Source organism: Pseudarthrobacter sp. TRD_SC_9, from assembly GCF_055361265.1.
In genome coordinates this window covers 3867118-3892709 of record NZ_CM143956.1, presented here as the reverse complement: position 1 = coordinate 3892709, position 25592 = coordinate 3867118, and the positions used below count along the sequence as shown (strand labels likewise).

At 63.2% G+C, this 25592-nt stretch carries 35 protein-coding genes; 19 read left to right on the top strand and 16 right to left on the bottom strand.

Annotated elements, in window-relative coordinates; genetic code table 11:
* Window positions 1-19: 19 nt before the first annotated feature.
* From ACWA13_RS18345 to ACWA13_RS18330, 4 genes are read right to left on the bottom strand one after another with little or no spacing between them, the layout of a single operon-like run.
* Window positions 20-781: an ABC transporter permease gene (locus ACWA13_RS18345; protein ID WP_463935853.1), complete on the bottom strand. Its 762-nt coding sequence runs from the start codon at window positions 779-781 to the stop codon at window positions 20-22.
* Complete coding sequence (locus ACWA13_RS18340; protein ID WP_463935852.1) at window positions 778-1575, bottom strand: ABC transporter ATP-binding protein; 798 nt, start codon at window positions 1573-1575, stop codon at window positions 778-780. Before ACWA13_RS18340 ends, ACWA13_RS18345 begins: the two co-directional genes overlap by 4 nt.
* A complete protein-coding gene (locus ACWA13_RS18335; RefSeq protein ID WP_463937970.1) occupies window positions 1572-1943 on the bottom strand; it encodes a DUF1048 domain-containing protein in 372 nt (123 codons plus the stop codon). The genes ACWA13_RS18340 and ACWA13_RS18335 overlap by 4 nt, the downstream gene beginning before the upstream one ends.
* A gap of 2 nt (window positions 1944-1945) precedes the next feature.
* Window positions 1946-2275, bottom strand: coding sequence for a PadR family transcriptional regulator (locus ACWA13_RS18330; RefSeq protein WP_463935851.1), 330 nt, complete (start codon window positions 2273-2275; stop codon window positions 1946-1948).
* 327 nt (window positions 2276-2602) lie between these two features.
* Between ACWA13_RS18330 and rpsF the strand changes: the two genes are divergently transcribed.
* The 8 genes from rpsF (at window position 2603) to ACWA13_RS18290 (ending at window position 7369) form a co-directional block, all read left to right on the top strand.
* On the top strand, window positions 2603-2908 hold the full coding sequence (gene rpsF, locus ACWA13_RS18325; protein ID WP_463935850.1) for a 30S ribosomal protein S6: 306 nt from the start codon (window positions 2603-2605) through the stop codon (window positions 2906-2908).
* Between the two features lie 67 nt (window positions 2909-2975).
* A complete protein-coding gene (locus tag ACWA13_RS18320; protein ID WP_463935848.1) occupies window positions 2976-3554 on the top strand; it encodes a single-stranded DNA-binding protein in 579 nt (192 codons plus the stop codon).
* Between the two features lie 129 nt (window positions 3555-3683).
* Window positions 3684-3923, top strand: a complete 240-nt coding sequence (rpsR, locus tag ACWA13_RS18315; RefSeq protein ID WP_003800144.1) for a 30S ribosomal protein S18 — start codon at window positions 3684-3686, stop codon at window positions 3921-3923.
* A gap of 17 nt (window positions 3924-3940) precedes the next feature.
* Window positions 3941-4393: a 50S ribosomal protein L9 gene (gene rplI, locus ACWA13_RS18310; RefSeq protein ID WP_463935847.1), complete on the top strand. Its 453-nt coding sequence runs from the start codon at window positions 3941-3943 to the stop codon at window positions 4391-4393.
* A 131-nt stretch (window positions 4394-4524) separates the two neighbouring features.
* Window positions 4525-5382: a PhzF family phenazine biosynthesis protein gene (locus ACWA13_RS18305; protein WP_463935845.1), complete on the top strand. Its 858-nt coding sequence runs from the start codon at window positions 4525-4527 to the stop codon at window positions 5380-5382.
* Window positions 5383-5474: 92 nt separating this feature from the next.
* The gene (locus ACWA13_RS18300; RefSeq protein ID WP_463935844.1) at window positions 5475-6104 is read left to right on the top strand and encodes an FMN reductase; all 630 of its coding nucleotides are present in this window, start codon (window positions 5475-5477) and stop codon (window positions 6102-6104) included.
* A 77-nt stretch (window positions 6105-6181) separates the two neighbouring features.
* Window positions 6182-6583 carry a TFIIB-type zinc ribbon-containing protein gene (locus ACWA13_RS18295; RefSeq protein WP_463935842.1) on the top strand — a complete coding sequence of 134 codons (402 nt, stop codon included), beginning with the start codon at window positions 6182-6184 and terminating at the stop codon, window positions 6581-6583.
* A gap of 48 nt (window positions 6584-6631) precedes the next feature.
* The gene (locus ACWA13_RS18290) at window positions 6632-7369 is read left to right on the top strand and encodes a VOC family protein (protein ID WP_463935840.1); all 738 of its coding nucleotides are present in this window, start codon (window positions 6632-6634) and stop codon (window positions 7367-7369) included.
* Between the two features lie 9 nt (window positions 7370-7378).
* Here ACWA13_RS18290 and ACWA13_RS18285 read toward each other — a convergent pair whose 3' ends face one another.
* Both ACWA13_RS18285 and ACWA13_RS18280 read right to left on the bottom strand, forming a co-directional pair.
* Window positions 7379-7981 carry a hypothetical protein gene (locus tag ACWA13_RS18285; RefSeq protein ID WP_463935839.1) on the bottom strand — a complete coding sequence of 201 codons (603 nt, stop codon included), beginning with the start codon at window positions 7979-7981 and terminating at the stop codon, window positions 7379-7381.
* A 5-nt stretch (window positions 7982-7986) separates the two neighbouring features.
* The gene (locus tag ACWA13_RS18280) at window positions 7987-8409 is read right to left on the bottom strand and encodes a hypothetical protein (RefSeq protein ID WP_463935837.1); all 423 of its coding nucleotides are present in this window, start codon (window positions 8407-8409) and stop codon (window positions 7987-7989) included.
* Window positions 8410-9056: 647 nt separating this feature from the next.
* Here ACWA13_RS18280 and dnaB point away from each other — a divergent pair.
* Complete coding sequence (gene dnaB / locus ACWA13_RS18275) at window positions 9057-10439, top strand: replicative DNA helicase (protein ID WP_463935835.1); 1383 nt, start codon at window positions 9057-9059, stop codon at window positions 10437-10439.
* Window positions 10440-10445: 6 nt separating this feature from the next.
* Here dnaB and ACWA13_RS18270 read toward each other — a convergent pair whose 3' ends face one another.
* On the bottom strand, window positions 10446-11420 hold the full coding sequence (locus ACWA13_RS18270) for an acyl-CoA thioesterase (protein ID WP_463935834.1): 975 nt from the start codon (window positions 11418-11420) through the stop codon (window positions 10446-10448).
* Window positions 11421-11704: 284 nt separating this feature from the next.
* Here ACWA13_RS18270 and ACWA13_RS18265 point away from each other — a divergent pair, with 284 nt between their 5' ends.
* Window positions 11705-11968 carry a WXG100 family type VII secretion target gene (locus ACWA13_RS18265; RefSeq protein ID WP_463934333.1) on the top strand — a complete coding sequence of 88 codons (264 nt, stop codon included), beginning with the start codon at window positions 11705-11707 and terminating at the stop codon, window positions 11966-11968.
* Between the two features lie 109 nt (window positions 11969-12077).
* Here the strand turns inward: ACWA13_RS18265 and ACWA13_RS18260 are convergent, their stop codons facing one another.
* Window positions 12078-12512 (bottom strand): DoxX family protein, encoded by a 435-nt coding sequence (locus ACWA13_RS18260; RefSeq protein WP_463935832.1) that lies wholly within the window; start codon window positions 12510-12512, stop codon window positions 12078-12080.
* 90 nt (window positions 12513-12602) lie between these two features.
* Between ACWA13_RS18260 and ACWA13_RS18255 the strand changes: the two genes are divergently transcribed.
* From ACWA13_RS18255 to ACWA13_RS18245, 3 genes are all read left to right on the top strand, one after another.
* Window positions 12603-13949: an MATE family efflux transporter gene (locus tag ACWA13_RS18255; protein ID WP_463935831.1), complete on the top strand. Its 1347-nt coding sequence runs from the start codon at window positions 12603-12605 to the stop codon at window positions 13947-13949.
* Between the two features lie 37 nt (window positions 13950-13986).
* Complete coding sequence (locus tag ACWA13_RS18250; protein WP_463935829.1) at window positions 13987-14571, top strand: hypothetical protein; 585 nt, start codon at window positions 13987-13989, stop codon at window positions 14569-14571.
* A gap of 114 nt (window positions 14572-14685) precedes the next feature.
* On the top strand, window positions 14686-15036 hold the full coding sequence (locus ACWA13_RS18245) for a hypothetical protein (protein WP_463935828.1): 351 nt from the start codon (window positions 14686-14688) through the stop codon (window positions 15034-15036).
* Between the two features lie 82 nt (window positions 15037-15118).
* Here the strand turns inward: ACWA13_RS18245 and ACWA13_RS18240 are convergent, their stop codons facing one another.
* On the bottom strand, window positions 15119-15661 hold the full coding sequence (locus ACWA13_RS18240; RefSeq protein ID WP_463935826.1) for a CGNR zinc finger domain-containing protein: 543 nt from the start codon (window positions 15659-15661) through the stop codon (window positions 15119-15121).
* Window positions 15662-15731: 70 nt separating this feature from the next.
* Between ACWA13_RS18240 and ACWA13_RS18235 the strand changes: the two genes are divergently transcribed.
* Window positions 15732-16736 (top strand): EamA family transporter, encoded by a 1005-nt coding sequence (locus ACWA13_RS18235; RefSeq protein WP_463935824.1) that lies wholly within the window; start codon window positions 15732-15734, stop codon window positions 16734-16736.
* A gap of 105 nt (window positions 16737-16841) precedes the next feature.
* Here the strand turns inward: ACWA13_RS18235 and ACWA13_RS18230 are convergent, their stop codons facing one another.
* Window positions 16842-17105: a WXG100 family type VII secretion target gene (locus ACWA13_RS18230; protein WP_463934333.1), complete on the bottom strand. Its 264-nt coding sequence runs from the start codon at window positions 17103-17105 to the stop codon at window positions 16842-16844.
* A gap of 210 nt (window positions 17106-17315) precedes the next feature.
* Between ACWA13_RS18230 and ACWA13_RS18225 the strand changes: the two genes are divergently transcribed.
* Window positions 17316-17588, top strand: coding sequence for a DUF2277 domain-containing protein (locus ACWA13_RS18225; protein ID WP_463935823.1), 273 nt, complete (start codon window positions 17316-17318; stop codon window positions 17586-17588).
* A gap of 21 nt (window positions 17589-17609) precedes the next feature.
* Here ACWA13_RS18225 and ACWA13_RS18220 read toward each other — a convergent pair whose 3' ends face one another.
* From ACWA13_RS18220 to ACWA13_RS18195, 6 genes are all read right to left on the bottom strand, one after another.
* Window positions 17610-19943, bottom strand: coding sequence for a heavy metal translocating P-type ATPase (locus ACWA13_RS18220; protein ID WP_463935822.1), 2334 nt, complete (start codon window positions 19941-19943; stop codon window positions 17610-17612).
* Between the two features lie 29 nt (window positions 19944-19972).
* A complete protein-coding gene (locus tag ACWA13_RS18215) occupies window positions 19973-20203 on the bottom strand; it encodes a heavy-metal-associated domain-containing protein (protein WP_463935820.1) in 231 nt (76 codons plus the stop codon).
* Between the two features lie 49 nt (window positions 20204-20252).
* A complete protein-coding gene (locus ACWA13_RS18210) occupies window positions 20253-20600 on the bottom strand; it encodes a metal-sensitive transcriptional regulator (RefSeq protein ID WP_463935819.1) in 348 nt (115 codons plus the stop codon).
* Between the two features lie 349 nt (window positions 20601-20949).
* Window positions 20950-21432: a universal stress protein gene (locus ACWA13_RS18205; protein ID WP_463935818.1), complete on the bottom strand. Its 483-nt coding sequence runs from the start codon at window positions 21430-21432 to the stop codon at window positions 20950-20952.
* Between the two features lie 43 nt (window positions 21433-21475).
* Entirely contained in the window at window positions 21476-22204 is a 729-nt protein-coding gene (locus ACWA13_RS18200) for a class F sortase (RefSeq protein WP_463935816.1), read from the bottom strand.
* A gap of 155 nt (window positions 22205-22359) precedes the next feature.
* A complete protein-coding gene (locus ACWA13_RS18195) occupies window positions 22360-22833 on the bottom strand; it encodes a hypothetical protein (protein WP_463935814.1) in 474 nt (157 codons plus the stop codon).
* A gap of 45 nt (window positions 22834-22878) precedes the next feature.
* On the opposite strand from ACWA13_RS18195, the gene ACWA13_RS18190 reads away from it, so the two are divergent.
* The 4 genes from ACWA13_RS18190 (at window position 22879) to ACWA13_RS18175 (ending at window position 25591) form a co-directional block, all read left to right on the top strand.
* Window positions 22879-23523, top strand: coding sequence for a hypothetical protein (locus tag ACWA13_RS18190; protein ID WP_463935813.1), 645 nt, complete (start codon window positions 22879-22881; stop codon window positions 23521-23523).
* A gap of 321 nt (window positions 23524-23844) precedes the next feature.
* A complete protein-coding gene (locus tag ACWA13_RS18185; RefSeq protein ID WP_463935812.1) occupies window positions 23845-24045 on the top strand; it encodes a hypothetical protein in 201 nt (66 codons plus the stop codon).
* A 97-nt stretch (window positions 24046-24142) separates the two neighbouring features.
* A complete protein-coding gene (locus tag ACWA13_RS18180) occupies window positions 24143-25264 on the top strand; it encodes a WD40/YVTN/BNR-like repeat-containing protein (protein WP_463935811.1) in 1122 nt (373 codons plus the stop codon).
* Window positions 25265-25591: a MoaD/ThiS family protein gene (locus ACWA13_RS18175; protein ID WP_463935810.1), complete on the top strand. Its 327-nt coding sequence runs from the start codon at window positions 25265-25267 to the stop codon at window positions 25589-25591. It abuts the gene before it with no gap.
* Window position 25592: the final 1 nt, after the last annotated feature.

Here is a 25592-nt window from a genome sequence, read left to right as displayed (position 1 = left end):
GCCTCGTTTGGTCTTGCGCCTAGTTGACCTTGCGCCGGTAGGTCATCATGGCGAAGGCGTAGGCCACCATCAGGATTCCGACGCACCATGCCAGGGCCACCCAGATGTCGCTGCCCGCGGGCTGTCCTGAGAGCAGGTCCTGGACGGTGTTGACGATCGAGGTGACCGGCTGGTTTTCGGCGAAGGCACGCACGGGGCCGGGCATGGTCTCGGTGGGAACAAAAGCCGAGCTGATGAACGGCAGGAAGATCAGCGGGTAGGAGAACCCGGTGGCGCCGTCCACGGATTTCGCCGCCATGCCGGCAATGATGGCGATCCAGGTGAGAGCCAGGGTGAACAGCGCCAGGATGCCGATCACGGCGAGCCATTCCAGCACACCTGCCGAGGAGCGGAACCCCATCAGGAGGGCAATCACCACGATGATCACCAATGACAGCCCGTTGGCCACCAGGGACGTCAGGACGTGGGCCCACAGCACGGAGGACCGTGCGATGGGCATCGACTGGAACCGCTCGAAGATGCCGCTGCTCATGTCCGTGAACACCCGCAGGGCTGTATATGCGATGCCTGACGCGATGGCAATCAGCATGATGCCCGGCAGCAGGTAATTGACGTAGTTCTCGGTCTGGCCCATGATGGCGCCGCCGAACACGTAGACGAACAGCAGCATCAGGGCGATGGGCGTGATGGCAGTGGTGATGATGGTGTCCACGCTGCGGAAGATGTGGCGCATGGACCGGCCCAGCAGGACGGATGTGTCTGCGAAAAAGTGTGTATTCATGACCGGCCCCCACTTGGTTCTTTGCTGTCGTTCCCCACGAGCGCCAGGAAGATTTCCTCCAGGGTGGGTTGTTTCTCTACGTACTCCACCTTCGCCGGCGGAAGCAGCTGCTTGAGTTCGGCGAGGGTGCCGTTGGCGATGATGCTCCCCTGGTGAAGGATGGCGATGCGGTCCGCGAGCTGCTCGGCCTCGTCGAGGTACTGCGTGGTGAGCAGGACGGTGGTTCCCTGCCGGGAAAGGTCCTTGATGATCCGCCACACGTCCAGGCGCGCCTCGGGGTCCAGTCCTGTGGTGGGTTCATCCAGGAAGATCACCTCCGGCTGTCCGATCAGGCTCATGGCGATGTCCAGGCGGCGTCGCATGCCTCCCGAATACGTCGCCACCTTTCGTGGTCCTGCCTCCGTGAGGTTGAACTGTGCCAGGAGGTCATCCGCCACCTGGCCGGAAGCTTTCAGGTGCCGCAGCTTTGCCACCATCACCAGGTTCTCCCTGCCGGAGAGGATTTCATCCACGGCGGCGAACTGCCCTGTGAGACTGATGGTTTCCCGGATCTTCAACGGCTCGCTGGCGACGTCGAACCCGTTGACGGTGCTGGTGCCGGCATCGGCCTTTAGCAGCGTGGACAGGATCTTCACCATGGTTGTTTTTCCTGCGCCGTTCGAACCGAGAAGGGCGAAGATACTGCCCGGGGCCACCTCAAAATCCACGCCCCGCAGGACGTGCAGGTCCTTGAAGGACTTTTCCACGCCCTGCACCTGGATGGCAGGTCCCCGGCTGGCTGCTGCGCTGGTCATGACGTGGCCTCCTTCGCCTTCGCGTCGTTAACGGCCTCGATCAGGCGGGCCCGTTCCTTATCGATCCAGCGCTTGCCCCCGTAAGACTGGGCGAACGTCTCCGCGAATTCAATGGGATCATCGCCCACGATGGCGCTGACGGGGGTGCCATCAACGGCAGCCCGCTCCCAGAGATCGGTGAGGTCCGTGAGCATTTGCACGAGGGTGTCGCCGTCCGTGACGCCCCCGTAATACATGAAGTACCTGTTGAAGGCGGTTGCGGCGGTGAGGTAGGGCTCGGGCAGGGCATCCAGCCGCGCTTTCGCCTGCTTGTACTGCTTCTTCTGTTCCAGGGATCCGGTGAGTGCTTCGATCCATTTGGCAACCATGGTCATTTCTCTTTTCCGTTGAGTTGTTCAATGCGTTCGGACAGGAACCTCCACGTTTTCCAGAATTCCTGGAGTTCCTGTTTGCCCTGCTCGTTGAGTGAGTACACCTTGCGGGGCGGGCCTTTCTCGGACGGGCGTTTCTCAACGTCCACCAGGCCCTTCTGCTCGATTCTGACCAGCAGCGCGTACACGGTGCCCTCGGCGATCTCGGAGAAGCCCTGCTCCCTGAGCAGCGTCGTGATTTCGTACCCGTACGCCGGCTTCCCAGTCAGGAGGGCCAGAACTATGCCCTCCAATGTCCCCTTGAGCATCTCCGTCATCTGCTTGCCCATCGGACACCTTCTTCCACTACTCAGTATTACTAGCTACCAGTACATAGTAGCGCTAAGTAGTGGAAGTGCAATGCCCGATTTCTCCTGCCGTGCGGGGGTGCTGGATGGTTATCCACATAGGGTCAGGAGTTCATTCCGTGCCGACGCCACGCCGATTAACCTTGAGTGCAGGATGGAATCGCCTAAGCGGAGCAGATGCACTAAGATAGTGAAGTCTGTGCTGCGCCCTGCCTCCGATTTGGAGAAGCGGCACCGCACAGCATCGCAAATGAACCTCCTGTTACGGAAATGCCGTAACCGCTTAGCCCAAAGGAGGTGGGTTCACATATGCGTCCTTACGAATTGATGGTAATCATCGACCCCGAGGTCGAAGAGCGTTCCGTTGAGCCGTCGCTTCAGAAGTTCCTGTCTGTCATCACCAACGATGGTGGAACCATCGAAAAGGTTGACATCTGGGGCCGTCGCCGTCTGGCTTACGACATCAAGAAGAAGTCCGAAGGTATCTACGCCGTGGTGAACTTCACCGCCAAGCCGGAAACCGCCAAGGAACTTGACCGCCTGCTGTCTCTTAACGAGACCATCTTGCGCATCAAGATCACCCGCCCCGAAGAGCAGAAGGTCGTTGCTGAGTAATTCAGCAACACCGGCATTCTTCACCCGCAGGAACTCTTCATCCAGGATCGAACTAAGGAGGCAGTAGATGGCAGGCGAGACCACCATTACGGTCATCGGTAACCTCACCAATGACCCGGAACTGCGGTTCACACCGTCAGGTTCGGCAGTAGCGAACTTCACCATCGCTTCCACCCCACGTACTTTCGATCGCCAGTCCAACGAGTGGAAGGACGGGGAAACCCTGTTCCTCCGCGCCGCTGTATGGCGTGAAGCTGCCGAGAACGTTGCCGAGTCCCTCACCAAGGGCATGCGCGTGATTGTTTCCGGCCGTTTGAAGAGCCGTTCCTACGAGACAAAAGAAGGCGAAAAGCGCACCGTTATGGAGCTTGAGGTCGACGAAATCGGCCCCAGCCTGCGCTATGCCAATGCCAAGGTCAACCGCACCCAGCGCTCCGGCGGCGGGCAGGGCGGCTTTGGTGGCGGCAACAGCGGCTTTGGCGGTGGCAACAGCGGCGGCAATCCTGGTGCGAACCAGGGCGGCAACTCCGGTGGAAACTGGGGCGGCGGCAACCAGCCGGCTGCACAGGAGGACCCATGGGCAACGCCCGGTGTCTCCAACGCAGGTGGCTGGGGCAACGGCCCTGATTCCGAACCGCCCTTCTAAAACAAAAAAATTAAGGTCCGACGCCGGGATCACCCGGGTGCCGTATGGCACCCAAAGTAGCTACCGACGTCGTGCCACCACCATCCCGTGGATCAATATCCACGGGCTCCATAGAAAAGGAGCTCCACGATGGCTAAGGCTGAACTCCGTAAGCCCAAACCAAAGTCCAACCCCTTGAAGGCCGCTGACATCACTGTCATCGACTACAAGGACGTAGCATTGCTGCGCAAGTTCATCTCCGACCGCGGAAAGATCCGCGCCCGTCGCGTCACTGGCGTCACGGTGCAGGAACAGCGCAAAATCGCCCAGGCAATCAAGAACGCCCGCGAAGTTGCCCTGCTGCCTTACTCCGGCGCTGGCCGCGGCTAAGGAAGGGATTAACTAACATGGCAAAAGTCATTTTGACCCACGAAGTAACCGGTCTCGGTGCTGCAGGCGACGTTGTCGAGGTTAAGAACGGTTACGCACGTAACTTTCTCCTGCCCCGCAACTTTGCCCTGACCTGGTCCAAGGGCGGCGAGAAGCAGGTTGAGTCCATCAAGGCTGCCCGCGCTGCACGTGAGCACGCTTCCCTGGAAGATGCCCAGAAGCAGGCTGCTGCCCTCTCGGCCAAGCCGGTCAAGCTGGTTGTCAAGGCCGGCGAGTCCGGTCGTCTCTTCGGCACCGTCAAGCAGGCTGACGTTGCCGACGCTGTTGAGGCCGCTGGCCTTGGCAGCATCGACAAGCGCAAGGTTGAACTGCCGGCACACATCAAGTCGGTTGGTTCCTACCAGGCAAACGTCCGCCTCCACGCTGACGTTTCCGCTGTAATCGAGCTCGACGTAGTAGCAGGTAAGTAGCCTTCACGGCTGTTTGGGCCCCGCTGCCTGGTTCCTTTGGGAGCCGGACAGCGGGGCTTTCCTGTTAATCTTGCACGTCTACGGCTTCTGAAGTGGGGGACTGTCCGGGGCCCCGGTGATAACCTGCACCCGTGACCCGCAATCCCGCCCCAGTCAGCCGCCGTCGATCCTTCACCCAGGTTGATGTGTTTACTAACGAGCCGTACGGGGGGAACCCCTTGGCGGTGGTGGTGGATGCTGAAGGCATGGACAGCGCCCGGATGCAGCAGTTCGCGAACTGGACCAACCTGTCCGAGACCACCTTTCTGCTGCCGCCCACCCGGCCCGGCGCCGACTATCGGGTGCGGATCTTCACGGGGCGCGAGGAGTTCCCCTTCGCCGGGCACCCCACCCTCGGATCGGCGCACGCTTGGCTTGAGTCGGGCGGGATGCCCCAGCAGGAGGGGGTGCTGGTCCAGGAATGCGGGGCGGGGCTGGTTCGCGTAAAGCACGACGGCGGCCGGCTGGCTTTCGCGGCGCCGCCGCTGACACGCTTCGAACCGGTGGGTGAAGCCGATCTTGCGCGGATCGCGGCCGGCCTGCGGCTGCCCCGCACGGCCCTTATCGATACCTCCTGGCTGGTCAACGGCCCGGAATGGATCGGGGTGTTGCTGGAATCAGCCGAACAGGTTCTGGCACTGAAGGTGGATTATCCCGCGATGGAGGGGCTGAAGGTGGGTGTTATTGGCCCGCACTCAGCGGGCGAGGTGGATTTTGAGGTGCGGACATTCATTCCGGGAGATGCCGCCGCTGAGGATCCCGTGACAGGAAGTTTCAACGCCGGCGCCGCGCAGTGGCTGATCGGCAGCGGCAGGGCGCCTGCACGCTATGTCGCAGCCCAGGGGACGGTGCTGGGCAGGGCTGGCCGGGTCCACGTGGAGGCTGCCGGTGACGATATCTGGGTGGGCGGGGGCGCGGTCACCTGTATCCGGGGAACCGTGCTTGCCTAAGAGCAGATCGTCTTCGGGAATAACCCCGCCGGGTGTACCGTTGTCCGGGATAGATGCAAACGCATGATGTTCCGATCAGTAAGGAGTGCGCAGTGGAAACCCGCCGCATAACCGTTCTTTCCGCCGGACTGGGCGTCCCGTCGTCGAGCAGGCTGCTGGCCGACCAGCTAGCGGCAGCAACGGAGCGGCACCTGGCTGAGGCTGGCTACCGTGCCGAGGTGCAGGTCGTGGAACTGCGCGACTATGCCGTGGACATCGCCAACAACTTCGTCACCGGCTACGCGGCACCGCGCCTTGCGGAGGTCATTGCAGCCACCGAAGCGGCGGACGGCATCATCGCCGTCAGCCCGGTGTTCAGCGCGTCGTACAGCGGACTCTTCAAGTCCTTCATCGATGTGCTGGACCCCAAGTCCCTGGACGGCACAGTTGTCCTGCTGGGCTCCACGGGCGGCACGGACCGCCACCAGATGGTCCTGGACTACGCCATGCGGCCCCTGTTCAGCTACCTGCGCTCCCGGATAGTGCCCACCGGCATCTTTGCCGGTCCGCAGGACTGGGGAAGCGCTGACGACGGCGGCACGCCCCTTTCCGCGAGGATTGAGCGGGCAGCGACGGAACTTGCAGGGATGCTTACAGGCAACGAAGCTGCACGCCGCAAGCCGGCGGTCATGGAATCCCTGCCGTTTGAGCAACTGTTGGAGGGCATTTCCGTCGGGAGGTAACTCTGGCGTAGCTGGTGCTCTCCGTCATCCGTCGGGCGCCTGCGAACTAATTGCCGGGACCGTTCGTTGACCCCGGCATGAAGTGTCCCTTGGATTCCATAGACCTTGTTATGAGCGAACGCAGCGGCGTTGAGATCGATTACTGCCCGCAATGCCGCGGTGTATGGCTGGACCGGGGTGAACTGGACAAGATCCTTGACCGCCATGCCCAGCTCGACGGTGCACCGGCAGCGCCTTCGGCGCAGGCAGCAGCACCAGCACCGCCTGCCGGTCCCCAGCCAGGAATGGCCCCGCCTCCGCTTTACAGCAATTTTGAGCCGCAGCGGCAGTCCCGCAGCTATGACGAGCCCCGATACAAGGAACCCCGCTACAACGACAGGGGCTTCGACAAACACGGCTACGATCAGCGCGGTTATGACCAGCACGGCCGCCGCCGGAAGAAGAAGGACGACTGGCTGGGCGACCTCTTCGACTTCTAGCGGGTGTCGCCTGCGCCGGTTACAGTCCGGACATTAGGATGAGACGCCATGGCACTGCGACTTGTTCAGGTAAATTTCAAGGCCCGGGATGACTCCACGCTCGGGCGGTTCTGGGCCGACGCGCTCGGCTGGGGCGTATCCAGCGAGGGCCCCGGGGTAACGAATGTTGAACCCTTGGGCTTCGATTGGCCGGATCCTGCCGCCCTCTGCATCGATGTCGTCACTGTTCCGGACCCCGAGACGGTGAAGTACCGCGCGCACCTCGATCTGGCTACCACCTCCGCTGAGCATCAAGCGGAGCTGGTTGCGCACCTGATAGGGCTGGGCGCGGCGCACGCGGACATCGGCCAGGGTGACGTGCCGTGGGTGGTCCTGGCCGACCCCGAAGACAACCTGTTCTGTGTACTGGAGCCCCGCGAGATTTATGCGGATACCGGACCCATCGCAGCAGTAGTGGTCAACTGCGAAGATCCGCGGGCGTCGGCGCGGTTCTGGAGTGCTGCGACCGATTGGACCCTGCTTGCGGTGACCGATGATCAGGCGAGCCTGCGTTCGGCCAAAGGGGTTGGTCCTTACCTGGAATTCGTGCGGAGGCCGGGAGCGGAGACGGTGTGGAACCGTCTCCATCTTGACCTGATGCCGAACCCGGGGGACGACCAGGCGGCAGAGACAGCCCGACTGCAGGCACTGGGCGCCACTGAGGTCGACGTCGGCCAGGGTGACGTGCCGTGGAGGTGCCTCGCCGATCCGGAGGGCAATGAGTTCTGCGTCCTCACACCGGGCTGATGCACGATCTCAGCCTGGCTGGTCCAGCAGTGCGATGAATTCCCGGGCTTCCGGAAGGCTGATCTCCGAATGCCGGGCAAGCATGGCCGCGGCCGCCTCAGGGTTGCCGTTCCCGGCTATGTCTTTGATGCGGCTGTAGATCTCGTCGTTGAGCATGTTGCTGCTGACTTCCCGCGTGACATCGCCCTTGCTGGCGATGGCACGGTAACGGTACGGGAACCGCTGCGGCTGTCCACCAGCGTCCTCCTTCGGCTCCGGCGCTGGCTGCTCCATTTGGGGCGGCTGCGGATGCGCCGCCAATGCCACCACGGCGTCGCGGGCGGCGCGCAGTCCCTGGCCTGTCGATTCGTTGTAGGCCTTGATGGCCGAGACGGCCTGCCCTTGGGCGATCAGGGCGTAGATCCGGCGGTGCTGCTCAGCCGACAGCCTGGCGGAGGCCTGCCGGGCCAGCTCGCGCTGGTCCTTCGCGGTTGCGGCTTCCTGGGTGCGTGGTGCAGCCGCTGCGGCAGTGTTTCCGCCGGCGGCGGAACGCCGGGAAAGTGCGCGCGCTGCCAAGGCCACTCCTGCGGCCACAATCACCAGGATCAGGATGGGGATAACAAGCGATTCCATGGGAGTTAGAGCCGATCTACGTATTTCTTGGCGTTGACGAGGTCGAGGTTTGTTGCCTGGTGGAGCAGCCTGATGGCCTGGATCTTATGACCGTCCCGCACCAGGCCCTGCAACTGCATCAGTAGCTGCGGGTTGGGCTGGACGGCGGCCGGTTGACCCTGCTGGACTCCGCGGGCCGCGGCTGCCTGCTGTTGTTCTGTTGCTGAGGCAGTGTTCTGGCTGGGCCGGGTGGTTGCGGCGATGCGGGCATGTGCTTCCATGGCGGCACGCACCTGGGCGCGGTCGTGCTCGGCCGATTTGGCCGCGAGCACCTGCTGGTAACGCTCAGCGTCGGATGTTCCGGCGTCCCGCGGTTTGAGGGCGGTGGCCAGTCCCCAACCAACGGCCACGAGGATTACAGGTAGAGCCAGAATCAATATGTCGCCCATGCTTAGAGCTTATGCCAGATCACGGTTATCCACAGCATATTCCCAGGAACGCATATTAATCCCGCAGTACCGACACCGGAATTATCCATTCGCTGTGGCATACATCACAGTGAGGGCATAAAATCCCCGCCCGCCACCGGTGACCACCTTGCCCTATCCCCAGCTTCCAGGTTGGGGTTGTGGATGAAGGTTGGGGAAAAAAAGATTCAGTCCACACTGGATGAGCGACGTTTCCGCAGGTCAAAGGCACTTGTAGGGAAAAAGATTCTTGTTTTCCACAGCGATGCCCACAAGCTGTGCACAAGCAGGACGGCTTAATGCACAGCTTATCCACAGGGGGTGGGGAAGGCGGGCTTGGCGCCTTGGTGAAGGGGGACTACCGTAGCGGGATAGCTGTTGCGAACGTCCGAACAGCTGGCTCCCCGACACAGTTGCGGGCTGGGATGGCTCCCCGCCCGTGATGATCCACGTTTATGTGGAAAACCTGTGGAAACTGTGGAAAACCCGCTTGGACGGGTGTTGCTTGAACGTCCACCAGGGAATGTCAGTCCTCCCGGATTGACTGTGAGCAGCAGGTTCGGTAGCAGCAGCTATTGAAGTACCACCGCCGCAGGCTTCTGCGCGGCACACAACGGAGGACGGCAGCTTTGTCAGTTACGCATCTGGACTCGCTTGAGGGCAGCCGGGCATCGGAAGGCAGCCGTAAGCCGCCGCAGGACATCCCCGCCGAACAGTCTGTTCTGGGGGGCATGATGCTGTCCAAAGACGCCATTGCTGACGTTGTGGAACTCCTCCGCGGACAGGATTTCTACCGTCCCGCGCATGAGACCATCTATGAAGCCATTCTTGACCTCTACGGCCGTGGCGAACCCGCTGACGCCGTCACCGTATCCGACGAACTGACCAAACGCGCCGAGATCAACCGCATCGGCGGGCCAGCCTACCTCCACGAGCTCATCCAGACCGTGCCCACCGCGGCCAACGCCGGGTACTACGCGGAGATCGTTGCCGAGCGGGCTGTCCTGCGGCGGCTGGTGAACGCCGGAACCAAGATCGTTCAGCTGGGTTACGGCTCGGATGGCGAGGTGGAGGACCTGGTCAACCAGGCCCAGGCCGAGGTTTATGCGGTGGCTGAACGCCGAACGGCCGAGGACTATGTGGTCCTCAAGGACGTTATGGAGGCCACGGTTGACGAGATCGAGGCCTCCGGCCACCGCGGTGAAGGCATGGTGGGCGTTCCCACCGGCTTCTACGAACTGGACGAATTGACGCACGGCCTGCACCCGGGCCAGATGATCGTCATTGCCGCGCGCCCCGCGGTCGGTAAATCAACGTTCGCCTTGGACTTTGCCCGCTCCGCCGCGATTAAGCACAACCTCGCCACCGTGATGTTCTCGCTCGAGATGGGCCGCAACGAAATTGCCATGAGGTTGCTCTCGGCAGAAGCCACCATCGGACTTCAGGATCTCCGCAAGGGCACCATCAAGGACGAGCAATGGTCCAAGATCGCCACCACCATGGGCCGCATGAACGATGCTCCACTGTTTATTGACGACAGCCCCAACATGTCCCTTATGGAGATCCGTGCCAAGTGCCGCCGGCTCAAGCAGCAGCACGACCTCAAACTGGTGATCCTGGACTACCTTCAGCTCATGAGCTCAGGCAAAAAGGTGGAATCCCGCCAGCAGGAAGTCTCCGAGTTCTCACGTGCGCTCAAGCTGCTGGCCAAGGAACTCCAGGTGCCGGTGATCGCACTGTCCCAGCTGAACCGTGGCTCCGAACAGCGCCAGGACAAGCGGCCCATGGTTTCTGACCTCCGCGAGTCGGGTTCCATCGAGCAGGACGCCGACATGGTGATCCTCCTGCACCGCGAGGATGTCTATGACAAAGAATCACCGCGCGCCGGTGAAGCTGACATCCTGATTGCCAAGCACCGTAACGGCCCCACCAAGGACATCGTGGTGGCCTTCCAGGGGCACTATTCGCGCTTCGCGAACATGGCCGGAGACGCCGGAGGCGGCGGCTTCTAATTGGACCTAGGCTGTTTCGGGCCGCAGCAAGTGGTTTGGCAGCCTGTTCCCGGGCGCGGTTCCACGGATCTCCAGCAGTTCCCGGGCGTGCGCGTGCAGCCGCCGGTCCTCGTCGCTGACCGGTACCCACTGCGGGATGGGAACCGAGGTGCCCTCGGCATCCCGTGCCACCATCACCGTCAGACAATACGTGGTGAGGTTCAGCTCGCGGGTTTTCGGGTCACCGGAGCGGACATGGACCGCTACGTGCATACCTTTGGTCCCGGTGTAGACCAGGCGCGCTTCGACCTCCACCACATGGCCGATCAGCAGGGGCCGGTAGAAGCGCACGCCGCCGGAAAAAACGGCTACCGTGTCCCTGCCCGAATAGCGTGAAGCGCAGACGTAAGCGGCTTCATCGATCCACTTCATCACCATGCCGCCGTGCACCTTGCCACCCCAGTTGACGTCGGTGGGCGCCGCCATGAACCGCAGGGTTACACGTTCAGCCGTTCCGGCGCCGGTGTATTCCTGCGCGTTCATTGCCTGGACAATGCGTTCACGCACCTCGATCCGGGCGATGGCCTGCTCACGCTGTTCAACTTCCTCCGACGTAGAGGGCATGAACTCCCGGACCTGAACAGGCTTGCCGTCCGGTCCCACCGCTACGAAGATCACCATGCACTGGCTGCGCATGGTGGCCACCCCGCCCTTGGGGTCACCCGAAGAGACCACGGTGCGGATGTGCATCGAGGACCGGCCTGTATAGACGATGGTGGCCTCGACTTCGACCATGTCCCCGCTGTTGACAGGATCAGCGAAGTGGATGTTGCCCACATACGCCGTGACGCAGTACGACTTGGACCATCCGACGGCGGCGGCATAGGCGGCCTTGTCTACCCACTCCAGGACGGTGCCGGCATCCACGGACCCGCTGTGTCCCACGTCCGTGGGAGCTGCCAGGAAACGAAGGGTGACGGAATTGCTGCCGGTCTCACTCATCAGGCGATCTTACTGAGGGCAAACGTTACCCGCCGGTTGGCGTGACACAAATGGTGCCCCGTCCGCCATCTGCGGAAGGGGCACCATGAGGTGTCTGGGGCGGGCCCTGGAGGACCGGCAGGCCGTCCAGCGTGCCGCATGGGTACTTGTGTCCATCGACAGTGCAGTCCTTGCCGGGATAGTTTTGCCGTAATGGATCTTCCGGATGAACCGGGGGGCCGCTGGGGATGCCGGAACTGGTTCGGATCCGATCACTTGCTGGATCTACGAAAAGGAGATATGTCATGGCTATTTGGGGTGCAGATATTGCTCAGCTGAAGGCTCTGGGGACCAAGCTCAAGGCTGGTTCGTCTGAGATCGAGAAGCAGAAGTCCACGCTGACCAAGGTCCTCGAGGGCACCGACTGGAAGGGCCCGGACGCTGATAAGTTCCGCAGTGAGTGGAATGGCCAGCACGTTGCCTCCCTCGCTAAGGTTGCCCAGGCCCTCGAAGAGGCCGGCCAGAAGGCCACCAGGAACGCCAGCGAGCAGGAACAGGCTTCCCGCTAGGCCCCATTCTTCACAGCAAAATGCTGCAGGCCCGGAACGCACCACGCGTCCCGGGCCTGCAGCATTTAAGGATCGGGCTTGTTGGTCGATCCGGCCGCAGGTTGGCCGATCAGGCCAGGGCGCGGAGCTTGGAACCCTTGCGGCCAAAGAGAGCATTGTCCATCGAGAACGTCCCCGCCCCGGTTAGAGCAAGCGTAAGTGCAGCAGCGCCAAGGATAAGGACCAGCTCATAACCGCCCGCGCTGACGAAGACGCCCGCGGGAGCGTGGACCAGGACGAGTGCGCCCAGCATGTTCAATGCCAGAGCGGCTCCGACAATTCTGGTGAACACGCCCAGTATGAGCGCGATGCCGCCTGCCAGTTCAAGGCCCGCGACAACCGGGGCGGCGATCTCCGCAGCAGGCACTCCGATCTGCGCGAAGGCGGTCTGCGTGCCGGCGATGGTGTTGACGCTGAATTTTTGCCAGCCATGGGCTGCAAAAAGAAAGCCGAGTGCAACGCGCAGGATGACAAGAGCGGTGGCGGTTAGGGGGGTCTTGTTCATGACTTCAGTCTCGCGGACAAATAGTTTAACTGTCAACTAATGGTCGTCAGTGCTGGCTCATCTATCCGCTGGCGCGATTAAGCTGGCATCATGCCGTCGCCGCCTTCAACTGTCACGAAGCCACAGGGCCATGCCCGCGAGATCCTTCGGCTGGCGGTGCCGGCTTTTGGGGCGCTGATTGCAGAGCCCCTGTTCCTGCTGGCCGACTCCGCGATCGTAGGCCACCTCGGCGTTGCCCAGTTGGCCGGCGTCGGCCTTGCCTCTGCTGCGCTGCACACGGCCGTTGGCCTGATGGTCTTCCTTGCGTACTCGACCACCCCGGCCGTTGCCAGGGCCATCGGCGACGGACGCCTGGCGCAAGCCATCAAGGCAGGGCGCGACGGCGTCTGGCTGGCTTTCGGGCTGGGCGTTGTCCTTGCAGCGGCCGGGTTCTTCGCTGCCGGGCCCCTCGTGGAGCTGATGGGGGCCGATGGCGAGGTGGCCGGATACGCCGTCGACTACCTGCTCTGGTCCCTGCCCGGACTGGTGGCCATGCTGCTGGTGTTTGCAGGGACGGGTGTGCTTCGCGGGATGCAGGACACCCGTACCCCACTGCTGGTTGCCACTGCCGGTTTTGGTTTGAACATCGTCTTGAACCTGGTGCTGGTGTATGGCTTCAACTTATCTGTAGCGGGTTCGGCCATGGGCACCAGCATTGCCCAGTGGGGCATGGCCGCCGTTTATCTGTTCATCGTGATGCGGCACGCCCGCCGCAACGGTGTGGGCCTGCTGCCAAGCTGGCGCGGAATCCGCTCCATGACCGAAGTGGGATCCTGGTTGATGCTGCGGACGCTGAGCCTGCGGATTGCCATCCTGGCCACTGTCCTGGTGGCCACCGGGCAGGGCGCGACTAATCTGGCGGCCCATCAGCTGGCCATGACGATTTTCTCCTTCCTTGCCTTCGCGCTGGATGCCATCGCCATCGCCGCCCAGGCGCTGATTGGCAAGGAGCTCGGGGCGTCCAATGCCGCCAAGACCCGGGAACTGACCCGCACCATGATCCGGTGGGGGACCGGGTTCGGTGTCATCACCGGACTGCTGCTGGCCCTGGTCGCCCCGTGGGCGGCCGTGGTGTTCACTCCCGACGCCGGTGTTCACTCCGCGCTGACGGCAGCACTGTGGGTGATCGCCGTCGGACAGCCCATAGCCGGGTACGTTTTTGTCCTGGATGGCGTGCTGATCGGCGCCGGTGACGCGAAGTACCTTGCGCTTGCCGGCGTCGTGAATCTGCTGGTCTACCTGCCGTTGCTGTGGTGGGTGGCTACCGGAACCGCCGGTGGCGTGGCAGGACTGGTGTGGCTTTGGGCTGCCTTCTCGCTGGGTTACATGCTGGCCCGCGCGGTGACCCTTGGCCTGCGCGCGCGGACAAACCGCTGGATGGTGCTCGGCGCCGGCTAAGCGCGGGCGGGTACCAAACGGCGACTAAACTGGAGCGGTGACTCAATCAGCCATGCCTGCCGAATCCCTGCCCGACGCGGGACCCCTGCCGGGACTGTGGAAACCCCTCGTCTACCGTGCGGTGGCAGCCCTGGCGTTCGGTGCCCTGACCATTTTCTGGGCCACGCCCTCGGTCACCGGAATGGCGATCGCCGGAGGTATCTACTTCGGCGCCACCGGGATCGTGCTGCTCAAACTTGCCACAGGCAACGGCTTGGCCGGCCAACGCGCCGGAAGGCTGCTCTCCACGGGAGCGTCAGCCCTGATTGGTGCAGGCGTGGCAGTGGTGGCTTTCCAGGGTGACCAACTCTTCGCCGTCGTCGCCGCTGTGGGCCTGGGCGTCCTTGGCGTTACCGAGGTTGCGGCCGGTGTCCTGGGGAAGGGTCATGTCCTTGCCAGGGACTGGTTGATTTCGGGCATTATCGCCCTCGGCACAGCCGCTGCCTTGCCGTTTTTCATTGCGCTCGGCGCTCACGCCCTCCTCGGTGTTGCGGGCGGCGGCGCCATTATGTCCGGCGTCCTCTGGATGCTGTCAGGGCTCACCATCAGGCACGAAGCCGCGGCGGCGTCCCGCAGGCCGTAAACTTGAAGTGCACGGTTCTACCTGATGTAGAAAATACTCCGGCGGAAGCCGCCGTGCACCCACCGCACCAAGCAATGGCCGTGGCATGTGCCGCGCCCCAGGAAGGAACTTATCGTGGCAAACCAGGAGCCAGGCAAACCGCGCAGCCTGCGGACCTCGGTGAAGGGGCCGCTGATGTTTTCCGCTTCCTTGGCCGTTGTAGCCTTCGTTTCGGTGCTGATCTTCGCCTCGGGCGGCAGCGACAAAACCCCTCGGTTCGATCTCGCCTTCACCGGCGGCGGCATTGCCTTCATCGTGACTCTGGTCATCGCCGCCATGCTGTCCATGAGCTACAAGGAAAACGCCCCGCACCTGGGCAAAGGATCCGGCGTCAACCTGAGTTCTGCAAAGCGGCCCGGCCACGGGACCGCTCCTGCCGCTGCCCCGTCAGAGGATGACGATGCCGAAGGTTCCGGCCGCGCCTGACCCGCGCCTTCTGTCCCGGTTCCGGCCGCGCCTGACCCGCACCTTCTGTCCCGGTTTCCGCGGGCCGCCCGCTTCCTCCAGACTAGGCCTCGACTGCCAGCCGGGCCCGGTACGCGGCAACGTGTGCCCGGTTTGCGCAGGCGGAGCCGCAGTACATTTTTGACCTGTTCCGGCTGAGGTCCAGCAGTACGGCATCGCAATCTGCCGCTGCACACACCAGCATCCTGTCCATGGCCTTGCCGCGGATGATGTCTGCCAGGGCCATCGCAGCCTCTGTGCTCATCCGGTCGGCCAGCGGGGCGTCCGGAGTCGTGGCGTGGAAATGCCAGTCCCAGGCATCGTGCTTAACCAGTTGTGGAAGGGCGTTTGTTGCCCTGAGAAGCCTGTTAACGGTGTCCACCACCTGCTCTTCCGGGGCTTCCCAGAGTTGTTTCAGCTCGGTCCGGAGCAGGCGGACGCTTTCCACCTCCGACGCCGAGTGTTCCCGTGAGCCGCTGAAACCTTCCGCCGCCAGAAACTGGTCAAGATCCTTCACCGTCTGCAGCTTTTCCTCACCGTTTTGCGCAGTGTTGATGAGGCTGACGACACTCCGGAGGGCAACCTCCGTGTCAGGGGCAAAAATCACCTTGACTCCTTACATGGCCGGGCGTAGTGTCAGGGTCAATACCCCACTTTACTCCTGACATGAGGTACCCATGCCTGCCATCGATAAACGTCCCGCAGTTTCGCTGCGCAGGGCCAGCAGCGGGTTCCTGGGCTCCGGCCTGGGCATCGCTTTATTCTCCTCGGCCGTGTTCGGCACCTCCGGATCGTTCGCCAAGGCGCTGCTGGAGACCGGATGGACTCCGGGAGCTGCCGTCACCGCCAGACTGACAGGTGCCGCCGTCGTCCTGGCAATTCCGGCGGTACTGGCGCTTCGCGGACGCTGGCGGGAACTGGCCGGCAACTGGGTCACCGTGGTCCTGTTTGGATTCATCGGAGTGGCCGCCTGCCAGCTGTTCTACTTCAACGCCGTGGCGCGGCTTTCCGTGGGCGTCGCGTTGCTGCTCGAATACTTGGCGCCGGTGCTGATTGTGCTGTGGTTGTGGGTGGCCAGCCGCCGCAGGCCAAGCGTGATGACCGTGGCCGGAACCCTGCTGTCCCTCGGTGGCCTGGTCCTGGTCCTGGACCTTACCGGCGCGGTAAAGATCGACGTGATCGGCGTCTTCTGGGGTCTTGCTGCCGCTGTCTGCCTGGCCATCTACTTCTTCATCACGGCGAAGGAAAACCACTCTCTGCCGCCGCTGGTGCTGTCCGCCGGCGGCCTGCTTGTTGGTGCCGTGGTGATGTGGCTGTCCGCGGCGATCGGGCTTGTTCCCATGGCATTTAGTACTGCTGATACAAAGCTCGGCCCCTGGCTGACCCCGTGGTGGGTCTCACTGGCAGGGCTGGTGATCCTGTCTACGGTGCTGGCTTATGTTTCGGGCGTAGCGGCTGCGCGGCGGCTTGGCTCGAAGGTGGCGTCCTTCATTTCGCTTACCGAGGTGCTGTTCGCCGTGCTGTGGGCCTGGCTGTTGTTGGCCGAACTGCCCGGACCCATCCAGCTCCTGGGCGGCCTGCTGATTGTTGGCGGCGTGGTGTTGGTCCGCATGGATGATCTTCGCGGGCTGCCGAAGGCGGGGGCCCTGGAACCGGGGCCGGAGTTGACCCGGAAACGCTGAGCTCTGAGCAAGCCGGGCACTTAGACAGCGGAGCCATTAAATGCTGCAGGCCCGGGGCGCGTGGTGCGTTCCGGGCCTGGAGCATTTTGCTGTGAAGAATGGAGCCTAGCGGGAAGCCTGTTCCTGCTCGCTGGCGTTCCTGGTGGCCTTCTGGCCGGCCTCTTCGAGGGCCTGGGCAACCTTGGCGAGTGAGGCAACGTGCTGGCCATTCCACTCACTGCGGAACTTATCAGCGTCCGGGCCCTTCCAGTCGGTGCCCTCGAGGACCTTGGTCAGCGTGGACTTCTGCTTCTCGATCTCAGACGAACCAGCTTTGAGCTTGGTGCCCAGAGCCTTCAGCTGAGCAATATCTGCACCCCAAATAGCCATGACGTATCTCCTTTTCGTAGATCCAGCAAGTGATCGGATCCGAACCAGTTCCGGCATCCCCAGCGGCCCCCCGGTTCATCCGGAAGATCCATTACGGCAAAACTATCCCGGCAAGGACTGCACTGTCGATGGACACAAGTACCCATGCACAAGTCCCCACAATGGCACTCTATGGCTGCGCCGGAGCGGCGCAGAGCCTAGCATGAGGTTATGTGCAGGAATATCCGTACCCTTCATAACTTCGAACCGTCCGCCACCACTGCCGAAGTTGAGGCGGCAGCACTGCAGTATGTCCGCAAGATCAGTGGCAGCACCAAGCCCTCCAAGGCCAACCAGGAGGCGTTTGACCAGGCTGTCCACGAGATCGCCCACATCACACAGCACCTGCTGGAATCACTGGTGACCCATGCTCCGGCGAAGAACCGGGACGAGGAAGCGGTTAAGGCCAAAGCGCGCGCGGCTGTTCGTTACGGGACAGCCTGACAGCTGCGGGTCCGGCCGGCGCTACTTCCCAAAGCGGCGCAACCTGAGCGAATTGGCCACCACCAGCACCGAACTGGCTGCCATCGCTGCGCCGGCGATCATTGGGTTGAGCAGGCCGAGCGCTGCCACCGGGATGCCCACGACGTTATAGAAGAACGCCCAGAACAAGTTGGTCTTGATGATGGCCAGCGTCCTTCGCGAGAGTCCGATGGCCTGGGCCACCTGCCCCAGATCGTTGCCCATCACGGTCAGATCCGCGGCCTCGATGGCCACGTCTGTACCGGAGCCCATCGCAATGCCAAGATCTGCCTGAGCCAAGGCTGCGGCGTCGTTCACACCGTCGCCTGCCATCGCGACGGTGGCTCCAGCTGCCTGCAGCTGCCGTACGGCGTCCACTTTGCCCTCCGGCAGCACGCCGGCAAACACATCCTCACGGTTAATTCCGACGGCGGCGGCCACCTGCGCGGCCACCTTGGCGTTATCCCCGGTCAGCAGGAGCGGGCGGAGACCCAGCTCGCGGAGCCGTGAAACAGCCTCAGCAGAACCAGGCTTGATGGTGTCGCGGAGCGCGATGATGCCGGTGGGTGAGCCGTCCACCGCCACCCAGATGGCCGTGGAACCCGCAGCTTCTGCCTCCTCGAGGACCTTTTCTTCGGTGGCGCCCGGATGGATCCCGTTCTCTTGGAGCCAGGAACCGCGTCCTGCCACTACAGTGTGCCCCTCAATCTCACCGCTCACTCCGCCGCCGGCGGCGGAACGGAAGCGTTCCACGTCCGGCAACCTGCCGTCGTCGTTCCCGTCAGCACCGGCATCTTCAGCTCTGGCATCCGCAGCTTCGGCTGCGGCAGCGGCAATGGCCCGGGCAATCGGGTGCTCCGAAGCGGCTTCAACGGCACCGCCCAGCCGCAGCACCTCGGCCTCGGAAAGCGTGCCAAAGCTGTAGACAGAGTGCACGGTGAGCTGGCCGCTGGTCACCGTACCGGTCTTATCCAGCACGATCGTGTCAATGGTGCGCGTGTCTTCAAGCACCTGCGGCCCCTTGATCAGGATGCCCAGCTGGGCGCCGCGACCGGTCCCGGTGAGCAGGCCAACCGGAGTGGCGAGGCCAAGGGCGCAGGGGCAGGCTATGACCAGAACCGCGACGGCGGCGGTGAATGCCTGTTGCAGCTCTGTGGCAGTGACGTCGGGACCGGCCACCAAAAGCCAGAGGCCGAAGGTCAGCACCGCGATGACAAGCACCACCGGAACAAATACGGAACTGATGCGGTCCGCCAGCCGGGCAATCGGCGCCTTGCCGGACTGTGCCTGGGACACGAGCCGGCCCATCTGCGCCAGGGTAGTTTCCGAACCGACCCGGGTGGCGCGGACCAACAGCCTGCCGGAGGTGTTGATGGTTGCACCGGTAACGCTGCTGCCCGGAACCACCTCCACAGGGACGGACTCACCGGTCACCAGGGAAGCGTCGACGGCGGAGCTTCCCTCGATCACCACGCCGTCAGTAGCGATCTTCTCACCGGGCCGGACCACAATGACGTCGTCCACCTGGAGCTGCCCGGCGGGAACCCGGTGTTCTGATCCGCCCTGCAGGATGGTTGCGTCCTTGGCGCCAAGGTCAAGGAGCGCGCGCAGGGCATTGCCGGCGCTGCGCTTGGCACTCGCCTCCAGGTACCTGCCCAACAGGAGGAACGTGGTAACCACCGCGGCGACCTCGAAGTACAGGCCGGCCTCCGCCATGCCGCCCATTGCTTCGGTGCCCGCGTGTGCCGTCAGTAGCGGATCCGCGAGCAGTTGCCACGCGGAGAACGCATAGGCCGCAATAACGCCGATGGACACCAAAGTATCCATGGTGGAGGCTAGATGCCTGGCGTTAACAGCAGCCGCCCTATGGAACGGCCACGCTGCCCAGGTCACCACCGGGAGGGCCAGGGCGCCCGCCACCCAGCCCCAGTGGGGGAATTGGAAGGCCGGCACCATTGAGATCAGGAACACCGGCACCGTCAGGACCGCGGCCAGCAGCAGCCGCGGCTTGAGCGTGGCGGCTGCTGGGCTTCCGGGGTCTCCGGGGAGATGCTCTTCAGGCTTGTTCGGTTCGGGGGAGGGGCCGGGAACGGCGGCTTCCCGAAGCTTTGCCTTGTAGCCGGTGGCACGGACTGTATCTACGATTTGCTGGTCCGTGACGCCGTCGGGCACTGTTACCCGGGCGGATTCGAGGGGCAGGTTGACGGAGGCCTCCACGCCGTCAAGCTTGCTGAGCTTGCGCTCCACGCGGTTCACGCAGGAAGCACAGGTCATGCCCTCGATATCCAGTTCGATGACCCTGCTTCCTGCCAGGTGCAGGAGCTCGTCGTTGCGCACAGCTTGCTCGATTCCTTTGGGATTGAGCGTCAGGCGTGGTTGTCTACGACCATGTAGCCGGCCTCGGCTACGGCCTCGCCGATCTCATCGTGCGGAATTTCCCTGGTGGACGTGACGGTTACGGCGGAAAGACCGCGGGGGTTGAGGTCTACATCGACCTTTTCGACGCCGTCAATCGCCTCGATCTCCTCGCTCACGGAGGAGACGCAGTGATCGCAGGTCATACCGGAAACGCTGACTGTGGTGGAAGTGGTGCTCATAATGACTCCTTGGGGGATCGGTTGGTAGTGCGCCGCGAGGTATGTGAGCTTAGCGCAGCAGGCGGCCGATAGCGCTGCTTGCTTCCTTGACTTTGGCATCGAGGTTTTCGGCGCGGAGTGCGGGGTCCGGTTCGGAGGCGGCACCCACCACGCAGTGACCGATGTGCTCCTCCACAAGGCCAAGGCTGACGGCGTGCAGTGCCTTCGTGACGGCAGCAACCTGGGTGAGGATGTCGATGCAGTATTTGTCATCGTCCACCATCTTGGCGATGCCGCGGACCTGACCCTCAATGCGTTTGAGCCTGCGGAGGTAGGCATCCTTGTTGGACGTGTAGCCGTGTCCTTCGAACGCCGGAGCCTCAGCAGGTGTGATGACGACTTCTTCGGGTGTGTTCATGCTGCGATGGTATACCCCCAGGGGGTATTAGTCAAGTGATCGCCAGCGGTTCGCGGCGAAGGCCTCTGGTGATCGGCGGGAGCGCCAGAAAGTGGGTGCGCCGGCGAGAGATTTGGGAGCCCTAAGTCACTGAGGAGTTATCCGGGCATTAAAAAGCTCCGGAGTGCGTTATTGGGGGATACGCACTCCGGAGCAGATTTTAGGCTGAAGATTCGGTGCCGTTCCGGCGCTTTCTCTCCTGCAGTACTAGCTTACTTCCCGGTAGGCGGCGGCGCCACCTTGGTGAATAAGTACTTTCGCTTTATTTTTTCGGTGCCCTGAAAGCCCTTGGAATCAAGGCATTTCCCGGTTAAGAAGGAGCCGGAACCACCAGTACCGGGCGCGCCTGATGGTGGCTCAGCCAGGCTGCGATGGAACCGTTGAGCATCTCGCTGAACCGGTGGCCCAGGCCGCGTTCGGGGGTTCCTACAATGATCATTGCAGCATTACGGTCCGACGCCAGCCGCCCCAACGCACGTGCCGGATCGCCGGCCAGTGTACACAGCGACCACTCGATGCCCTGGCCTTCCAAAGCCTGGCCCAGGGCAGACTGCAGTTGCTCCGTCAGCGTGCGGACGTCGTCGTCTTCCTTCTCCGGATGAAGTGACAACCGGTGCGTGGCGCGGTGCGGATCCCACTCCACCAGGTAGCTGGCTTCGTCCACATACGCGCAGACCAGCTCCACATGAAGCTTTTGCGCCAGGGACGCGGCAGTGTGGATAACTTCGCCGTGCTGGTTGGGCCGGACACCCACCACCAGCGGGCCGGACATGTCACTGGGTTCAGCAGCCATACTTCATTCTGTTCCGCGACGGGGGGCTTGAACAGAGCAATCCCTACTGCAGTACGGGAGTGGCAGTGACTGTGACGTTGGTTCCCCAGAAATCCTGGGTGTAGCAGCTGATGAGGACCAGCTGGCCCGGTACCGCATTCCAGATAGGGCTGTCCTTGAGCGTGTCCTTGTCATAGGTGTCGATCCGGTCCACGCGGTATTGAACAGTGCCGGTCTGGGTGAGCACATCAAACACTTCGCCCACGCTGGCTTGGGTGCTCAGGTGGTTGAATGGCGCGTCCCGGTCAGTCCAGCTGTGGCCGATCACATACGTGGTGTCGCTGGAACCTGCTCCGGGCACACCGAACGGCGTGAGCCAGTAGCCATCCAGCGTGGCCGGCGGATTGAGTTGGCGGGTAGCTGACGCCTGGGCGTCGGGAGCCAGAGCATGAACCACGACGTCGAAATCTGCAGCAGGATAACTGATGCGCACCGGGGCTGCCGCCGGAGGTAGAACCGCTGGCGGAGCTTCCTGCACAGGTGGGGGTTCTGCAGGAGGTGCCGCAGCTGTAGAACTGGGTGATTCCGACGCCGCGGTTGGTGTTGCGGATGGCGGTGCAGTGGTCTGCGGCGGAGTGGTTTGGGAAATGGACGGAGGGGCAGGAGGAGACCCCTGGGCGTAGCAGGAGACGAGCGACGGCAAAGTCAGCAACAGCACGCCCATGAGTGCGCACAGCAGGATGGTGATGTCCAGCCACCGACCACCTACCCGCTTGCCCACACGTTGCCGCATTGAATGCTCCTTATGTCCTTATTCCAACTCACGATAGTCCGGTTAATGCCACAGGCCCTGCCTCCTTGGTACTGAGACAGGGCCTCGGGCATTTAGCACTTGCTCATCGGTGGATCAACGGGGTCTACCGCAGGAGCGGTTGCTACCCCATTGTTTCAGTTCGAGCGGCTCGCCTGGCGACGGTAGAACGCAAGTCCTGCAGCGCCGGTCAGAAGTGCGAGGCCTCCCATCACGGCTGTGCTGTCCGGGGTGCTTGACGCGCTGGCCGCCGTCTGCGAATTGAAGCCGCGTGCCGCGCCTGCGCCTCCGGCCGGGGTCTTTGCCACCGGAGCCGGCTTGACGACGACGTGCTTGTCGACATGGACGTGCTTATCGACATGGACGTGCTTGTCGACATGAACGTCCTTGTCTTTGTCTTTGTCCTTGTCCTTGTCCTCCGGCACCACGACTACACATCCGGCTTCAAGAATGGCCTGGTTTGCGGGTGTGTAGTTCTTTCCGGCGTACGTCACTCCGTCAATCGTGAATGGCGGGATGATGTCGCCCACCGGGCCGTTGCCCCTCTGGTCGTGGCTGTCGTGTCCGTCCGGGGTTTCTCCGATGGCGTGGTAGTCCACCGTGATGAGCACGTAGGGATTGGTCGCCGAACCAGTCGAGTGGCAGAGCGTGACCTTGTGCTCTTCTTTATCCTCGCCGTTGTTGCCGCCACCGGGCTGGCCACCACCTGGGTTGCCGCCGCCGGGGTTGCCGCCGCCGGGGTTGCCGCCGCCGGGGTTGCCGCCGCCGGGGTTGCCGCCGCCGGGGTTGCCGCCGCCGGGGTTGCCGCCGCCGGGGTTACCGCCGCCGGGGTTACCGCCGCCGGGGTTGCCACCGCCGGGGTTACCTCCGCCGGGGTTGCCACCGCCGGGGTTACCTCCGCCGGGGTTGCCGCCACCGGGCTCGCCGCCACCGGGGTTGCCACCGCCGGGGTTACCTCCGCCGGGGTTGCCGCCACCGGGGTTACCTCCGCCGGGGTTGCCGCCACCGGGGTTACCTCCGCCGGGCTCGCCGCCACCGGGGTTACCTCCACCGGGCTCGCCGCCACCGGGGTTACCTCCGCCGGGGTTGCCGCCACCGGGGTTACCGCCACCGGGGTTACCGCCACCGGGATTACCGCCGCCGGGGTTGCCGCCGCCGGGGTTGCCGCCGCCGGGGTTGCCGCCGCCAGGTATCTCGGGGAGGACGATTCCACCAGGGCCGTCAATAGGTCGATGGTCGTCGGCACCTGCGGGCGCTGCCAGGCTCATGAGGGCCATGGCGCTGATTCCTGCGTAAGCTAGGGTCTTTTTCAAGGCGATTCTCCATCCAGAGGGTGCAGGTTCCGGCCAGTTGGGGAGGCCAACAAAACGACCTTGTCCCTCGCGTGGTCGGAAGTGATAACTTTCACGCTATGGCTGCTGAATTCCCCTGTCCCGAGTAGCCATTACCTGACTTTTCGCGATTGACTACTTGGTGGAGTAATGAGTACTCAGGTTTGTCCATCAGCAAGAAACCGCAGGTCACACGAGTAACGCAGGGTGGGAAGAGTTCCCATATCTTGAACAGCCCTGCGGCGGGGCATAACGTGGGGTGGGACAAACAACGACGGAAGGATGATCCTCGTGGAAATCTTCATGTGGTGGATAGACCTCAGCATGGACGCCAAGGAATGGCTCCGGGAGAACCTCCGGGCCGAGACGTTACCGCTGGAAGTAACGCAGGCCATCGCGGAGGCCGGCGGACCGCATCCGGACGATCCGTCCAAGGTTCTGACGGAGAAAGACTGGGATTTCATTGAGACCCAATCCGAATTCGTTGACTGAGCTGTCCAGTTACTGAGCGGGCGGCTGTGGCCTGAAGAGGCAGGCGCTTTAGATTCGCGCTGCATTATCATTGCGGGCGCGGCGGGCTGGTGGTTCCATGGGAGTCATGGCTGGCGATGAGAAGTACCTTCTGGCAATCGGCACTAAAAAGGGACTATGGCTGGCAACCAGCGCTGACCGGAAAGAGTGGTCCTTCACGGGCCCGCATTTCCTGATGAGTGAGATCCCCAGCATCGGGATCGACACCAGGGATGGGCGGATCAGGATCATGGTTGGCGTGCGGTCCGAGCACTGGGGGCCCACCGTTGCGCACTCGGATGACCTGGGACAAAGCTGGACCGAACCGGACAACGGCGCCATCACTTTCCCCGAGGACACCGGAGCGGCCTTGGAGCGGGTCTGGCAGATCTACCCGGACAAGGAGTCCAGGCCCGGCGTGGTGTGGGCCGGAGCAGAACCCATATCAGTGTGGAAATCCACCGACGGCGGCGAACACTTCGAGCTGAACCGCGGGTTGTGGGACCACCCCCACCGCACCGAGTGGGGCGCTGGTTTTGGTGGTGCGGCGGCGCACTCGATCGTCGTGGATCCCGGCGGGGAACAGGTACACGTCGCCATGAGCACCGGCGGCGTCTACCGCTCGCTCGACGGCGGCACCTCTTGGGAGGCCCGCAACAAGGGGATCTCGGCGTATTTCATGCCCGATCCCAACCCGGAATTCGGCCAATGCGTACACAAGATCGCCGCGGATGCCGGCGGTGACGGCCGTTTGTACGCGCAGAACCACCACGGTGTATACCGGACAAATGATAACGGCGACACTTGGGAATCGATCGCCGAGGGACTGCCGGCGGACTTTGGTTTTGTGATGCTGACGCATCCGAGGCGTGAAGGAACGGCCTGGGTGGTTCCGCTCAAGGCCGACGGTGAGCGGATCCCGCCGGACGGCAGGCTCGCCGTCCACCGGACTGACGATGCCGGCGGCAGTTGGACCCGCCTTGATGCCGGCCTGCCGGACCATGAATACAACAGCATCCTCCGCGATGCCGCGTCAGTAGATACTGCCGAACCGGCTGGCGTGTACTTCGGCACCCGCGGCGGAACGGTGTATGCCAGCGACGACGAAGGCGCCAACTTCAGGGAAGTCGCCGCACACCTGCCGGATGTCCTGTGCGTCCGGGCAGCGGTGATCAGCGGTGCACCGGAGCCGGTGCACTGAATGACCGCTGATCCCATGGCTGCCGGGCGCGCGGCGGGCAACCAGTCCATCGGGATCCTGCTCCCGAGCATCCTGCAGCCGCTCGCCGGCGGACAATCCGCACTGACTGCCGCCGTCGAGGGTCCGGAAACTGTGGGGACAGTGCTGGATTCGCTGTCCGCCGACTACCCCGTCCTGGCGCGGCGGCTGCGTGATGAGACCGGCGCGCTCCGCCGTTTCGTAAATATCTACGTTGACGGCAATGAGGTGCGGCGGCTCGATGGGCTGGAGACACCCGTGCGGGCGGGGCAGGAACTCCTAATCATCCAGTCGGTGGCAGGAGGTTAGA